Genomic DNA, 13,939 nt, shown 5'->3' with positions numbered 1-13,939 from the left:
TCATGTTGGAACCCACTGCGTACAGGGCGTCTACCTTGCCACGCGCGTAGTCACCCACCTGACGGTGGCCTTCTTCCGCCCATTGCCCCAGTTCGCCGATATCCCCAAGCACCAGGACGGTGCGTCCGGAAAAGCCGGCGAGTATATCAATGGCTGCGCACATCGAGGTGGGATTTGCGTTGTAACTGTCGTCGATCACGCGCACGCCGTTTGCCGCAATCTGCGCCACGGTGCGGCCCTTGACCGGTTGCACGGCCGCCAGGCCGGCGGCGATGCCGCTCAGGCTCAGACCAACGGCGTGGGCAGCTGCAGCCGCCGCCAGGGCGTTGCTGACATTGTGCTCACCCAGCACATTCAGTTGCACATCGACCGTTTCACCGGCGCCGTGCAGCGTGAACGATGGGCAACCACGGGCATCGCGACCGATGCGTGTGGCGTAGAAATCGGCCCGCTCGTTGCTGCGAGCAAAAGTGATGACCTGGTGCGACCCGGCACGGGCCTTCCAGGTGGCAAAAGCCTTGTCGTCCAGATTGAGCACGGCGATACCGCCCTCGCCCAGGCCTTCGAGGATCTCGCCCTTGGCCTCGACGATCTTCTCCGGGCCACCGAACTCGCCTACGTGGGCAGTACCGGCGTTGTTGATGATGACAACCTGAGGCTTGGTCAGGCCGACGGTGTAACGGATTTCGCCAATGCGCGAAGCGCCCAGCTCGATCACCGCGGCGCTGTGCTCCGGAGCGATTTCCAGCAGGGTAAGCGGCGCGCCAAGATCGTTGTTGAGGTTGCCGCGGGTGGCGTGCACAAGGCCCCGGGTACGCAGGATGCTGGCGAGCATCTCCTTGACCGTGGTCTTGCCACTGGAACCGGTAATGGCCACCACCGGCTTGTCGAAACCGGCGCGGTTCAGGGCGCCCAGCTGACCCAGTGCCAACCGGCAATCCTTGACCAGCAATTGCGGCAGGTCGACGTCGGCTACTTCACGCTCGACCAGGGCAGCTACTGCACCTTTGGCTTTGACATCAGCCAGGTAGTCATGGCCATCGAAACGCGGGCCGGCCAAGGCGACAAACAGTTGCCCGGTGCCGACGCTGCGGCTGTCGATGCTGACACCGGTGAATGTGGCATCGGCACCGATTTGCTGAGCATCCAGTGCTGCGGTCAGCTGGCTGAGCGACATCGGCTTAAGCATGTGGAGCCTCCCAGGCGGCAAGTGCCTTCTCGGCTTCGGTCAGGTCGGAAAAATCATGGCGCTCGCCATTGATCTCCTGGTAATCCTCGTGTCCCTTGCCGGCCAGCACGATCACATCATTGGCGCCAGCAGAAGCAATCAGGTGTGCAATGGCGTCGCCACGGCCGGCGACGAACTCGACGTCGTCAGGCTTGGTGAAACCGGGGCGTATGTCGTCGAAGATGCGCAGCGGGTCTTCGCTGCGCGGGTTGTCATCGGTGACCAGCACGCGGTCGGCCAGGCGCTCGGCCACCTCGGCCATCAGCGGGCGCTTGCCGCGGTCACGGTCGCCGCCGCAGCCGAACAGGCACAGCAGCTTGCCGTGGGCGTGCGGGCGCAGGGCTTCGAGCACTTTCTCGAGCGCGTCAGGGGTGTGCGCGTAGTCGACCACCACCAACGGCTTGTCACCGCCACCCAGGCGCTGCATGCGACCCACCGGCCCCTGCAGTTGCGGGATCACCTTGAGGATCTCGTCCAGCGCATAATCCAGCGCCAGCAGGGTCGCCACGGCAGCCAGTACGTTGCTGAGATTGAAGCGGCCCAGCAGCTGGCTGCGCAGGGTCCGCTCGCCCTGGCCGGTGACCAGTGTGGCGCACACGCCACCGTCACTGAACTTCGCCGTGTGGCAGTACAGCGAGGCGTCCGGGTTTTCCAGGCTATAGCTGAGCAGCCGGGTCTCGATATGATCGGTACTCGGGCGACGGGCAAAAGCTTGTGCCAGGCGACGGCCAAAATCGTCATCCAGGTTCACCACCTGGCAACGCAGGCTGCGCCAGGCGAACAGCTTGGCCTTGGCAGCCTCGTAGGCCTGCATGCTGCCGTGGTAGTCCAGATGATCACGCGACAGGTTGGTCATCACCGCGATATCGAATTCCAGCGCCGCCACCCGGCCCTGCTCCAGGGCATGCGAGGACACCTCCATCGCCACGGCCTTGGCGCCGGCTTTTCTCAGGTCGTACAGGGTCGACTGCACCGCGATCGGGTCCGGCGTGGTCAGGCGACCGCTTTGCAGCTCGCCGTAAAAGCCGGTGCCCAGGGTGCCGATCAGGCCGCAACGCTGGCCCAGCAGGTCCAGCGCCTGGGCCACCAGCTGGGTGACGCTGGTCTTGCCGTTGGTGCCGGTGACGCCGATCAGGTTCAGCTGGCGGCTCGGTTCGCCATAGAAACGCCCGGCGATATCCGAAAGCTGGGCGATCAGGCCCTTGACCGGGATCAACGCCACATCGGTCAGCGGCAGCACGTTGGCGCCCTGCTCTTCGTAGGCCACGGCGGCAGCGCCACGGGCCAGGGCATCGGCAATGTGCTCGCGGCCATCGACCTTGGCACCCGGCACGGCCAGGAACAGGTCACCCGGGCGCACATTGCGGCTGTCCAGGGTGAGTTCACGGATCAGCGGGTCGCGGCTGGCGTGGGCGAAAAGTTTGCTTAATGGCATTGTCATCATCCACGCCCTCCCTTGGCGGCTGCTGCATTGACTTGCGGTTGTTCGGTTGGTGGCGGCAGGTTGTCTGGCGGCACGTTCATCAGGCGCAGGGTGCCGGACATGACCTTGCTGAACACCGGTGCCGAAACCAGGCCACCGAAGTAGCCGCCCTTGCCTGGCTCGTCGATCACCACGACGATGGCGTAGCGCGGGTCGCTCATCGGCCCGAACCCGGCGAACAGCGAGCGGTAGGCGTTTTCGGTGTAGCCCTTGGAGCCCACCGTGGCCTTGCGCGCAGTACCGGACTTGCCGGCCACGTGATAGAACGGCACCTGGGCGCGGAACACGCCGCGCGGCGCTTCGATCACCTGCTGCAGCATGCCCTGGACGGTTTCGGCGGTTTCCTTCGGGATCGCCTGAACGGCCTCCGGGGCCTTGTCGACCTTGAGGATCGACAGCGGCACCATCTTGCCGTCGTTGGCCAGTGCCGCGTAGGCATGCACCAGCTGCAGGGCGGTTACCGACAGACCGTAGCCATAGGACAGGGTGGCGGTCTCGGCCTTGCGCCACTCACGGTGGTTGGGCAGGTTGCCGACACGCTCACCCGGGAAGCCCAGGCCGGTGTACTGGCCCAGGCCAACCTGGGACATCACCCGGTAAATGGCCTCGCCGCCAATGTCGAAGGCGATCTTGCTCATGCCGACGTTACTGGAGTTGATCAGGATGCCGGTCAGGTCGAGGATCGGGCCCTCGCTGCGCGACACGTCCTTGATGGTGTAGCGGCCGATCTGCAGGCTGCCCGGGTAAACCTCGACCTTGTCGGTGGTTTTCCAGCGGCCACTCTGCAGCGCCGCGCTCATGGAGATCGGCTTGACCGTGGAGCCCGGCTCGAACACGTCGATGATCGCCCGGTTGCGCATCGCCGCCGGGAACATGCTGCGGCGGTTGTTGGGGTTGTAGGTGGGCTGGTTGACCATCGCCAGCACTTCACCGGTCTTGACGTCCATGATCACCAGGCTGCCGGCCTTGGCGTCCTGTTCGGCAATGGCGTTGCGCAGCTCGCGGGTGGCCAGGTACTGCAGGCGCAGGTCTATCGACAACGCCAAGGTCTTGCCGGCCTTGGCGTTCTTCGTGACCTGGATGTCCTTGATCAGCCGGCCGCGCCGGTCCTTGATCACCTGCCGCTTGCCGGGCACGCCGGCCAGCCATTCGTCATAGGCCAGTTCCACCCCTTCGCGACCGTGGTCGTCGAGGTCGGTGAAGCCGACCATGTGCGCGGTGACATCACCGGCCGGGTAGAAACGGCGGAATTCTTCCAGGCCATACACGCCCGGCACTTTCAGGTCGAGCACGTGCTGGCCCTGCTCCGGGGTCAGGCCACGCACCAGGTAGATGAACTCTTTACTGGCCTGCTGGGTCAGGCGCTCGGTCAGCTGCTGCGGGTTCTGCCCCAGCGCGGCGGCCAACTGCGGCCAGCGTTCGCGGGACGCCTGCATTTCCTTGGGGTTGGCCCACAAGGTGGTGACCGGGGTACTCACGGCCAGTGGCTCACCGTTGCGGTCGGTGATCAGGCCACGGTGTGCCGGGATGGGGATATGCCGCAAGCTGCGCGCATCGCCCTGGCCCTTGAGGAAGGCACGGTCGACCACTTGCAGGTCGATGATGCGCCAGCAGATGGCACCGACCATGATCGCCAGCAGGCCGATCACCACGCGGAAGCGCCACGGGTAGAGTGCGCCTTCGAGTTTCATCATGGCGCCACCATCCGTACTTCGTCAGCCGAAGGCACGCGCATCTTCAGTTGCTCGGAAGCCAGGCTCTCGATGCGGCTGGCGGCGGTCCAGGTGCTTTGCTCCAGGATCAACCGGCCCCATTCGGCCTGGGCCTTGTCACGCTCGCTCAATTCACCATACAGGGTATTGAGCAGCTGGCGGTTCCAGTGCGCGCTGTAGGACACCGCGATGGCCGAAACCAGCACGCCGACGAACAGCAGGAGCATCAGGAAGCTTCCGCCTGGCAAGGGTTTGGCAAAGAGCCTGCTCACCGCAGCTTCTCCGCCACACGCATGACGGCGCTACGCGACCGCGGGTTGGCCTTGAGCTCGGCTTCGGAGGCGAACTGGGCTTTGCCGATGAGCTTTACTTTCGGTTCGAAGGCCTTGTGCTGAACCGGCAGGTTGCGCGGCAGGTTGTCGGCCTCGCCCTTCACCAGCTTGCGCATGAACAGTTTGACGATGCGGTCTTCCAGCGAGTGGAAGCTGATCACTGCCAGGCGGCCGCCAATCTCGAGCGCATCCAGGGCGGCCTCAAGACCGGCCTCGAGGTCGCCCAACTCGTTGTTGACGTGGATGCGCAGGCCCTGGAAGGCGCGGGTAGCCGGGTTCTTGCCTTTCTCCCAGGCAGGGTTGGCGACCTTGAGCACTTCCGCCAGGTCGGCGGTACGGGTGAACGGCTGCTTTTCGCGGCGCTCGACCACGGCACGCGCCATGCGGCCGGCAAAGCGCTCTTCACCGTACTCCTTGAACACGCGAGCGATTTCCTCGACCGGCGCAGTGGCAATGAACTCGGCGGCACTGATGCCCTGCCCCGGGTTCATGCGCATGTCCAGCGGGCCATCATTGAGGAAGCTGAAGCCGCGCTCGGGGTCATCCAGCTGCGGCGAAGACACGCCCAGGTCCAGCAATACGCCGCTGACCTTGCCGTGCAAGCCACGCTCGGCCACTTCCGCGCCCAGCTCGGCAAAGCTGCGCTGCACAATGACAAAGCGGCCGTCTTCGGCCGCCAGCGCTTGCCCTGTGGCAATCGCCTGTGGATCTTTGTCGAAGCCCAGCAGCCGCCCTTGCGGCCCGAGCTTGCTGAGGATCAGCCGGCTGTGTCCGCCACGGCCAAAGGTGCCGTCCAGATAGCAACCGTCGGCGCGCAGGGCCAATGCCTCGACAGCTTCGTCGAGCAGGACGGTGATGTGGTTGAAGCCGCTATCTATGGTCACAGGATCAGGTCACGCAATTCGTCGGGCATGGCGCCCGGTTGTTGGATAGCTGCAAGATCGGCTGCCGAAACCGCGTTCCAGGCATCTTCGTCCCACAGCTGGAATTTGTTCAGTTGCCCCACAAGCATCGCCTTCTTGTCGAGCTTGGCGTACTCCCGCAAACGGGGCGGTACCAGGAAACGCCCACTGCCATCGAGCTCCAGGTCAACCGCATTACCGATCAGCAAACGCTGCAGGCGGCGGTTTTCCTCACGCAACGATGGCAAGGCACGCAACTTGGCTTCTATCTGTTCCCACTCGTCGAGGGGATAAACACACAAGCAGGGATCCACAGCATCAATGGTCACGATCAGCTGGCCATTGCAACGCGAATCGAGCTCGTCACGGTACCGGCTCGGCATGGCGAGACGGCCCTTGGCATCGAGGCTGACGGCGTTGGCTCCGCGGAACACGGCTGCGATTCCCCACAATGGTAGCTTTTTTGTGTCAGAAAACCCACTTCATCCCACTTTCTGCCACTTGCGCACACTATAGGAATCCGCCCGCAGCACCGTCAAGGCACGTTCATGAGGAAAAGTCTTACAGGACCGAGATTTAGCGCGATAAAGGAATGTGGAAGGAATACCAATGGGAAAAAAACGCGATAAAAATCAAACCCACGCAAGCAGATGGAGTTCGAAGTTAAAGTGATTTATCAAGAGTAAGATTTTTTCGGTCTTACCAGAGGGCGCTGCTGACGATTACAGCAGGGAAGGAAAGGTGGAGAGTCGATCTGTAAGCCGGGTTTTGTCGAGGACAGTCATTCCTCTACGACGGCCATCACTGGACGCCTCTAGCAACCTACCCGGTTCCGACGCGGGCCACGCCTGATGGAACCCTATTTGGTCTTGCTCCGAGTGGGGTTTACCTAGCCACGAACTGTTGCCAGCCGTGCGGTGCGCTCTTACCGCACCTTTTCACCCTTACCGGCACCGAAGTGCTTAGGCGGTTATTTTCTGTGGCACTTTCCGTAGGCTCGCGCCTCCCAGGCGTTACCTGGCACTCTGCCCTATGGAGCCCGGACTTTCCTCCCCCGCCTTTTGCGGAACAAAAGACGGCAGCGACTGTCCGATCGACTCTCCGCCGACAAGGTTAACGGCACACGCGCCCAAGAACAAGTGATACCGGCATTTATATCAAACTGCCACTATTCGGCTTTCTGTTTTTCCAGGGCAAGTTGATACAACAGATTCTTCCTTACCCCGGTAATTTCAGCGGCAAGCGCCGCCGCGCGCTTGAGCGGCAACTCGGCCAGAAGCAAATCGAGCACCCGCTGCGCTTCGACGCTGATGGCCTGTTCGCCTTCAGGTGCACTCCAGCCACCCACCAGCACCACGCACTCACCGCGCTGCTGATTGCTGTCACCGGCAACGAAGGCACGCAGCTCAGCCAGGGGCAGACCCTTGAGGGTCTCGAATGTCTTGGTCAGTTCGCGCGCGAGCAAGGCCGGGCGATCACCACCAAAGACGGCCTCCATGTCTTCAAGGCATTCCAGGATGCGGTGCGGCGCCTCATAGAAGATCAGCGTGCGCGGCTCTTCCTTTACCTGCTCCAGACGCGCCCGGCGCCCCGCAGTCTTGGCCGGCAGGAAGCCTTCGAAAATGAAGCGGTCCGACGGCAGGCCGGCGGCCGACAGCGCGGCGATCAAGGCGCAGGCACCCGGCACCGGCACCACGCTCACCCCTGCGGCCCGCGCCTGGCGTACCAGGTGGTAGCCGGGGTCGGAGATCAGCGGCGTGCCGGCATCGGAGACCAGCGCCACATTCTCGCCGGCCAGCAGTTTGGTAAGAAAACGCCCGCCCTCGTCACGCTCGTTGTGCTCATGGCACGCTGCCAGCGGCGTGTCGATACCGAAGTGCTGCAGCAGGCGGACCGAATGACGGGTGTCTTCGGCGGCGATCAGCGCCACGTCCGCCAGCACCTTCAGCGCCCGGGCGCTCATGTCGTCAAGGTTGCCGATGGGGGTTGCCACCACATACAGCGTCCCCACCGCGGATTTCGAAGCCCCTGCCACATCAGTCACTGCGCACACCTGTCATTCGGATCAAAGGCGCCATTGTAGCCCGAGCGCCCGTAACAGGGCGCAAAGAACTTCGCCAGCGATCGGCGCCAGGCCACCTATAGTGAAGGATCGACACAGCAACATCGCGCCCCGGCCAGTGCTTGGGTACAATTGCCGGCCAACTTGATCGAGTAACAGGACCTTTACATGATCGCTTGCCTGCGGCTGCTCACAGCCCTCTGCCTCGCTGCCTTGCTGGCGGCCTGCGCCAGCTCGCCCTCATCCAGCCTGGGCGAACTGCCGCGCACCCCGGACGCCAGCATCGAGCAGTTGCTGGAAAAGGCTGCTTCCAGCAAGTCTGCAGAAGACGCTGCGCTGCTGCGCCTGAGCGCGGCCGACCTGGCCTACAAGCAGAAGGACTTCCCGCGCGCCGCGCGCATCCTCGAGCAGGTCCCGATGGACACGCTCAAGCCGGCCCAGCAAGTGTTCGCCAGCACCCTGGCGGCCGAGCTGGCCATGAGCCGCAACCAGCCCAAGGCAGCCTTGACTGCCCTGGCCCACCCCAGCCTGCAGCGCGTTGCCGAGCTGCCTGAAGCGCAGCAAGTGCGTACCTACAGCGTGCACGCCGCCGCCCTCGAAGCCGACGGCCAGGCGCTGCCTGCCGCGCAACAGCGCATGCTGCTGGGCCCGCTGCTCAGCGGCCAGGCCGCCAGCGCCAACAACGACGCCATCTGGGCCCTGGTCGCCTCGCTGCCGGCAGAGCAACTGCAGCAACCTGGCAACGACCAGACCCTGGCTGGCTGGACCAGCCTGGCCTTCGCCGTGAAAAGTGCCGGCACCCTGGAACAGCAGCAGGCGGCTATCGAGGACTGGGTGAAACAGCACCCGGACCACCCTGCCGCCAAGCAACTGCCGACAGCCCTGACCAAGCTCAAGGAACTGGCCAGCCAGCCGCTGACCAAAATCGCCCTGCTACTGCCTCAGGAAGGCCCGCTGGCCGGGGTTGCCCGCGCCTTGCGTGACGGCTTCATGGCCGCCCACTTCCAGGCCCAGCAAGCCGGCCAGGCAGCACCTGCGGTGCAGTTGTTCGACAGCTCGCGCATCGGCTCGCTCGACGACTTCTATCGCCAGGCCCAGGCCGCTGGCGTGCAACTGGTCATTGGCCCACTGGAAAAACCACTGGTGAAGCAACTGGCCGCCAAACCGCAACTGCCGATCACCACCCTGGCACTGAACTACGCTGACGCTGGGCAGAAAGCCCCGCCGCAGCTGTTCCAGTTCGGCCTGGCTGCCGAAGACGAGGCCCGCGAGGTATCCCGCCGCGCCCGCGCCGACGGCATGGTTCGCGCGGTAGCCCTGGTGCCGAGCGGCGAATGGGGTGACCGCGTGCTGGCCGCCTTCCGCCAGGACTGGGAAGGTAATGGCGGCACCCTGCTCGCCGCCCAGCGCATCGCCCAACCAGTTGCCCTGGCCCAGCAGATCGCCGATCTGTTCCAGCTGCGCCAGAGCGAAGGCCGAGCCAAAAGCCTGCAAAGCACGGTCGGCGGCAGCATTTCCGCACAACCATCGCGCCGCCAGGATATCGACTTCATCTTCCTTGCCTCGACCCCGCAACAGGCGCAGCAGATCAAGCCGACCTTGAACTTCCAGTACGCCGGTGACGTGCCGGTCTACGCCACCTCGAACCTGTACAGCGCCAGCGGTGACGTGAACCAGTACAACGACATGAACGGTATCCGCTTCTGCGAAACGCCGTGGCTGCTCGACACCAGCAACAGCCTGCGCCAGCAGGTCGTGCAGCAGTGGCCACAGGCCGCCGGCAGCCTGGGCCGCCTGTACGCCATGGGTGTCGATGCCTACAGCCTGGCGCCACGCCTGGGCCAGCTGAAAGCGCTGCCGGACAACCGCATTTTGGGCCTGTCGGGCAGCTTGAGCATCAACCCCAACCAGCGCGTCGAGCGCCAGCTGCCATGGGCCGAGTTCGCCGGCGGCCAGGTCAAGCGCCTGCCTGACACCCCGCGCTGATGGCAGCAGCATCGCCGACCAGCGCCGGGCAGGCAGCAGAGACCCAGGCCCTTGAGTACCTTCAGGGGCACGGCCTGCAGCTGCTGGCACGCAACTGGCGATGCAAAGGCGGTGAGCTTGATCTGGTCATGCTCGACGCCGATACAGTAGTATTTGTCGAAGTCCGCTACCGGTTGCACGCGGCCTTCGGTGGCGCCCTCGACAGTATCGACGGGCGCAAGCAGAAAAGGCTGGTGCTCGCCGCCAGCCTTTTCCTGCAGAAGGAGCCCCATTGGGGCAACCACCCCTGCCGCTTCGACGTAGTCGCCTTGCAGGGCAGCCACCATGCAGGCAGACCGCTTCAATGGCTGAAAAACGCCTTCGAATGCTGAACCCACTTCGTTTTTTTTGCTCTATGTATCGCGGGCTGGTCGTTGTTGCGCGCCGCACCGGCCACCGCCCCCTTTAAGGTCACCAGATGGACATGCAATCCCGAATCCGCCGGCTGTTCCAGGCCAGCATCGATACCAAGCAACAGGCAATGGACATCCTGGCACCGCACATCGAGCAGGCCAGCCTGGTCATGGTCAATGCGCTGCTCAACGAGGGCAAGATGCTCGCCTGCGGCAACGGCGGCTCGGCCGGCGATGCGCAGCACTTTTCGTCGGAGCTGCTCAACCGCTTCGAGCGCGAACGCCCGAGCCTGCCGGCCATCGCGCTGACCACAGACAGCTCGACCCTGACCTCGATCGCCAACGACTACAGCTACAACGAAGTCTTTTCCAAGCAGATTCGCGCGCTGGGCCAACCCGGCGACGTACTGCTGGCGATCTCCACCAGCGGCAACTCGGCCAACGTGATCCAGGCGATCCAGGCCGCACATGACCGCGAAATGATTGTCGTAGCATTGACGGGTCGCGACGGCGGCGGCATGGCTTCGCTACTGCTGCCCGAGGACGTGGAAATCCGCGTGCCTTCGACCGTTACCGCGCGCATCCAGGAAGTCCACCTGCTGGCGATCCACTGCCTGTGCGATCTGATCGACAGCCAACTGTTCGGGAGTGAAGAATGACCCCTATGCGCCTCGGCCTGATGGCCTTGACCCTTTGCCTGAGCGTCACCGGTTGCAGCTCGGTACTCACCTCTACCCGCAATTCGCCGATCGACGATGATCGCGGTACGCGCACCATCGGCAGCAAGATCGACGATTCGCTGATCGAGACCAAGGCTGCGGTCAACATCGCCAAGGCCAACCCCGACCTGGACAAGGGCTCGCACATCGTCGTCAGCAGCTACAACGGTATCGTGCTGCTGGCCGGGCAAACCCCTCGCGCCGAGCTCAAGAGCCTCGCCGAGCAGACCGCCGGCCAGGTACAACGGGTCAAGAAAGTGCACAACGAGCTGCAGGTGATGCAGCCCTCCTCCATCCTGGCACGCAACAACGACGCCTGGCTGACCACCAAGATCAAGACCCAGATGCTGACCGACAATGCCGTGCCCAGCTCGCGCATCAAGGTGATCACCGAGAACGGTATCGTCTACCTGCTCGGCCTGGTGACCCAGCAAGAGGCCAACTCGGCCACCGCCGTGGTGCAGGGTGTGTCGGGCGTGCAGAAGATCGTCAAGCTGTTCGAGTACATCGACTGATTGCTCAGCCTCTCTTTTCAGAAATCCAGGAAACACCGCATGAAAAAGCTTCTGCTGCCTGCCCTGCTGTCTGGCGCCTTCGCCACACTGGCCGGCTGCTCCACCCCAAGCCTGATCATTCTCAACGATGGGCGTGAAATCCAGGCTGTCGACGCTCCTAAGTACGAGCGTGCCACCGGCTTCTACGAGTTCCAGCAACTCGACGGCAAGCGCACCCGCATCAACAAGGACCAGGTACGCACCATCAGCGACCTGTAACCCTGAACGTGCAGCAAAGAAAAAGGCGATCCGGTTGGATCGCCTTTTTTTTGTTACTTGACCACCTTCAGGCTTGGCCGGCCACTCGGGCGCGGCGGCTGACCGCCACCTTCTGGCGGGCCATCGTCATCTGGCTGAACAGCATCGTCTTCCAGGTCATCTTCACCTTCCATCAGCGACGGCTCGAGCTCGAAGACCATGCCTTGGCCATTCTCGCGGGCATAAATACCCAGAATCGCGGACACCGGCACGAACAGCGAGTGAGCCACGCCACCGAAGCGGCCCTCGAAGCTGACGGCGTCGTTGTCCATGTGCAGGCTGCGCACGGCGCTGGGCGAGATATTCAGGACGATCTGGCCATCACTGGCGAAACCGTCCGGCACCTGCACCTTGGGGTATTCGGCATTGACCAGCATATGGGGCGTGCAATCGTTGTCGACGATCCACTCGTACAGTGCTTTAACCAGATAGGGGCGACTGGAGTTCATCAACGGGCTCCTTAAAGCTTGCGCATTTCACGTTCTACGGAGGACAGGCTGGCCTCGAAAGGCTCGCGGGCAAACTGCCGCTCCATGTAATCCAGCAGCGGCTTGGCCGGCCGCGGCAATTCGATAGCCATTACCGGCAAACGCCAGAGGATGGGCAGTAGACAACAATCGACCAGGCTTTGCTCGTCGCTCATGAAGCAGGCGAACTCATTGAACAGCGGCGAGACCCCGGTAAGGCTCTCGCGCAAGGCCTTGCGTGCCTCGGCACGCGCGGGCTCGCTGCTGCGAGGGTCGAGCACGGTATCTGCCAAGGCACACCAGTCGCGCTGGATGCGGTGCATCAGCAAACGCGTATTGCCCCGCGCCACGGGGTAAACAGGCATCAGCGGCGGGTGCGGGTAACGCTCGTCGAGGTACTCCATCACCACGGTCGACTCATACAACGCCAGGTCGCGATCGACCAAGGTCGGCACGCTGCCATAAGGGTTCACTTCAGCCAGCTTGGGCGGCATGCGCGCAGGGTCGACATCGATGACCTGCACACTGACACCTTTCTCGGCCAGAACGAGGCGTACCCGATGAGAATAATGATCAGCGGGATCGGAATAGCAGGCTAACCGGTTGGTCGCGCCCATGTAACGCCTCCTCGCACGGGATGCTCGTGAAACTGTAAATGAAAACGCGCCCGCGGGGCCCTGGCAGTTTTGCCAGGGCCCCGCGGGCGCGTTCAACAACCAGAAACTACTGCGTGATCAGTGCACGTCCTTCCAGTATTCCCGCTTGAGCAAATAGGCGAATACGAAGAAGAAAGCCAGGTACAGCAACACGTAGGTACCAATGCGCTGGCTTTCCAGTTTTACCGGGTTGGCCGAATAGGCCAGGAAGGTCACCAGGTTCTTGACCTTCTCGTCGAACTGCTCGGTCGTCAGAGTACCGGAATTCGGCGTGATGGTCAGCTGGTCGCAGGCCTCATGGGTCAATGGGCTGCCGGTCAGCGGGTCGAATTGCTTCTTGCCATCGACCACGGTCTGCACCTGCTTGCAGCCAACCACCTGGTTACCCTGCAGGCCGACCAGCACGTTGGGCATGCCGACGTTAGGGAACACCTTGTTGTTCACCCCATAAGGCCGCGACGGGTCCTCGTAGAAGCTGCGCAGGTAGGTGTACAGCCAGTCGGTACCGCGCACCCGGGCCACCAGGGTCAGGTCAGGTGGCGCAGCACCAAACCAGGTCTTGGCGTCGCTGGGCTTCATGCCGATCTGCATGTGATCACCAATCTTGGCACCGGTGAACACCAGTTTCTCGAGCATCAGCTCGTGAGGGATCCCCAGATCATCGGCCACCCGCTCGTAGCGCTGGAACTTGGCGCTGTGGCAACCCATGCAATAGTTGGCAAAGGTACGCGCACCGTCCTGCATGGCGGCCTTGTCGGTCAGGTCGATATCGGCCTTGTCCAGCTCCAGGCCATGTTCGGCAGCAAAGGAAAAGGCAGGCATCACTGCCAGCAAAAATACTGCAATCAACTTTTTCATCAGCCAGTCACCCTTTCCGGAACCGGTTTGGTCTTCTCGAGCCTTGTGTAGAACGGCATCAACAGGAAGTAGGCGAAGTACAACACCGTGCACACTTGCGACAGCAAGGTGCGCCCAGGTGTCGGCGCCAGTACGCCCAGCACGCCGAGGATGACGAAGGCCACACAGAACACCAGCAGGAAGGTCTTGCTGATCCAGCCCTTGTAACGCATGGAGCGCACCGGGCTGCGGTCGAGCCAGGGCAAAACGAACAGTACGGCGATGGCCGCACCCATGGCGATAACGCCCATCAACTTGTCAGGCACAGCACGCAGGATCGCGTAGAACGGC

The 13,939-nt window shown here is 63.1% G+C and carries 15 protein-coding genes, 1 other RNA gene and 1 pseudogene; 5 read left to right on the top strand and 12 right to left on the bottom strand.

From position 1 onward, the window contains the following. From murF to rsmI, 8 genes are all read right to left on the bottom strand, one after another. The coding region (gene murF, locus HP547_RS18915; protein WP_172287071.1) for a UDP-N-acetylmuramoyl-tripeptide--D-alanyl-D-alanine ligase at nucleotides 1-1,189 on the bottom strand (1,189 nt) is incomplete at its 3' end. Further along, nucleotides 1,182-2,672 (bottom strand): UDP-N-acetylmuramoyl-L-alanyl-D-glutamate--2,6-diaminopimelate ligase, encoded by a 1,491-nt coding sequence (locus HP547_RS18910; RefSeq protein ID WP_172230014.1) that lies wholly within the window; start codon nucleotides 2,670-2,672, stop codon nucleotides 1,182-1,184. The genes murF and HP547_RS18910, both read right to left, overlap by 8 nt. Beyond that, nucleotides 2,669-4,402 carry a penicillin-binding protein 2 gene (locus HP547_RS18905; protein WP_172230020.1) on the bottom strand — a complete coding sequence of 578 codons (1,734 nt, stop codon included), beginning with the start codon at nucleotides 4,400-4,402 and terminating at the stop codon, nucleotides 2,669-2,671. The genes HP547_RS18910 and HP547_RS18905 overlap by 4 nt, the downstream gene beginning before the upstream one ends. Further along, on the bottom strand, nucleotides 4,402-4,695 hold the full coding sequence (ftsL, locus tag HP547_RS18900) for a cell division protein FtsL (RefSeq protein WP_172230011.1): 294 nt from the start codon (nucleotides 4,693-4,695) through the stop codon (nucleotides 4,402-4,404). Before ftsL ends, HP547_RS18905 begins: the two co-directional genes overlap by 1 nt. Then, nucleotides 4,692-5,639 carry a 16S rRNA (cytosine(1402)-N(4))-methyltransferase RsmH gene (gene rsmH, locus HP547_RS18895; RefSeq protein WP_372242904.1) on the bottom strand — a complete coding sequence of 316 codons (948 nt, stop codon included), beginning with the start codon at nucleotides 5,637-5,639 and terminating at the stop codon, nucleotides 4,692-4,694. Before rsmH ends, ftsL begins: the two co-directional genes overlap by 4 nt. After that, the gene (gene mraZ, locus HP547_RS18890) at nucleotides 5,636-6,091 is read right to left on the bottom strand and encodes a division/cell wall cluster transcriptional repressor MraZ (RefSeq protein ID WP_004575120.1); all 456 of its coding nucleotides are present in this window, start codon (nucleotides 6,089-6,091) and stop codon (nucleotides 5,636-5,638) included. The genes rsmH and mraZ overlap by 4 nt, the downstream gene beginning before the upstream one ends. Before the next feature lie 307 nt (nucleotides 6,092-6,398). Beyond that, an RNA gene (gene rnpB, locus HP547_RS18885) (RNase P RNA component class A) lies at nucleotides 6,399-6,758 on the bottom strand. Nucleotides 6,759-6,825: 67 nt separating this feature from the next. Next, entirely contained in the window at nucleotides 6,826-7,701 is an 876-nt protein-coding gene (gene rsmI, locus HP547_RS18880; protein WP_172287070.1) for a 16S rRNA (cytidine(1402)-2'-O)-methyltransferase, read from the bottom strand. A gap of 186 nt (nucleotides 7,702-7,887) precedes the next feature. Here rsmI and HP547_RS18875 point away from each other — a divergent pair, with 186 nt between their 5' ends. The 5 genes from HP547_RS18875 to HP547_RS18855 all read left to right on the top strand — a co-directional run bounded on the left by HP547_RS18875 (nucleotide 7,888) and on the right by HP547_RS18855 (nucleotide 11,589). Then, on the top strand, nucleotides 7,888-9,705 hold the full coding sequence (locus HP547_RS18875; RefSeq protein ID WP_172287069.1) for a penicillin-binding protein activator: 1,818 nt from the start codon (nucleotides 7,888-7,890) through the stop codon (nucleotides 9,703-9,705). Continuing rightward, a complete protein-coding gene (locus HP547_RS18870; protein ID WP_172230753.1) occupies nucleotides 9,705-10,076 on the top strand; it encodes a YraN family protein in 372 nt (123 codons plus the stop codon). The genes HP547_RS18875 and HP547_RS18870 overlap by 1 nt, the downstream gene beginning before the upstream one ends. An 86-nt stretch (nucleotides 10,077-10,162) precedes the next feature. Beyond that, nucleotides 10,163-10,756 carry a phosphoheptose isomerase gene (locus HP547_RS18865; protein WP_012274070.1) on the top strand — a complete coding sequence of 198 codons (594 nt, stop codon included), beginning with the start codon at nucleotides 10,163-10,165 and terminating at the stop codon, nucleotides 10,754-10,756. Further along, nucleotides 10,753-11,331: a BON domain-containing protein gene (locus HP547_RS18860; protein ID WP_172230756.1), complete on the top strand. Its 579-nt coding sequence runs from the start codon at nucleotides 10,753-10,755 to the stop codon at nucleotides 11,329-11,331. The genes HP547_RS18865 and HP547_RS18860 overlap by 4 nt, the downstream gene beginning before the upstream one ends. 39 nt (nucleotides 11,332-11,370) lie before the next feature. After that, on the top strand, nucleotides 11,371-11,589 hold the full coding sequence (locus tag HP547_RS18855; protein WP_172287068.1) for a YgdI/YgdR family lipoprotein: 219 nt from the start codon (nucleotides 11,371-11,373) through the stop codon (nucleotides 11,587-11,589). Between the two features lie 53 nt (nucleotides 11,590-11,642). Here the strand turns inward: HP547_RS18855 and HP547_RS18850 are convergent, their stop codons facing one another. The 4 genes and pseudogenes from HP547_RS18850 to HP547_RS18835 all read right to left on the bottom strand — a co-directional run. Next, nucleotides 11,643-12,077, bottom strand: coding sequence for a ClpXP protease specificity-enhancing factor (locus HP547_RS18850; protein WP_172287067.1), 435 nt, complete (start codon nucleotides 12,075-12,077; stop codon nucleotides 11,643-11,645). An 11-nt stretch (nucleotides 12,078-12,088) separates the two neighbouring features. After that, nucleotides 12,089-12,712, bottom strand: a complete 624-nt coding sequence (locus HP547_RS18845) for a glutathione S-transferase N-terminal domain-containing protein (protein ID WP_172230765.1) — start codon at nucleotides 12,710-12,712, stop codon at nucleotides 12,089-12,091. Nucleotides 12,713-12,829: 117 nt separating this feature from the next. Then, nucleotides 12,830-13,609, bottom strand: coding sequence for a cytochrome c1 (locus HP547_RS18840; protein WP_172287066.1), 780 nt, complete (start codon nucleotides 13,607-13,609; stop codon nucleotides 12,830-12,832). Next, nucleotides 13,609-13,939: pseudogene (locus tag HP547_RS18835) on the bottom strand (cytochrome b); the annotation flags it as partial. The pseudogene HP547_RS18835 and the gene HP547_RS18840, both read right to left, overlap by 1 nt.

This window comes from Pseudomonas sp. CM27 (assembly GCF_013179515.1).
In the GTDB taxonomy this organism is placed as follows: Bacteria; Pseudomonadota; Gammaproteobacteria; order Pseudomonadales; family Pseudomonadaceae; genus Aquipseudomonas.
The sequence above is the reverse complement of the archived record's forward strand: the minus strand, read 5'-3'. Positions and strand labels throughout refer to the sequence as shown.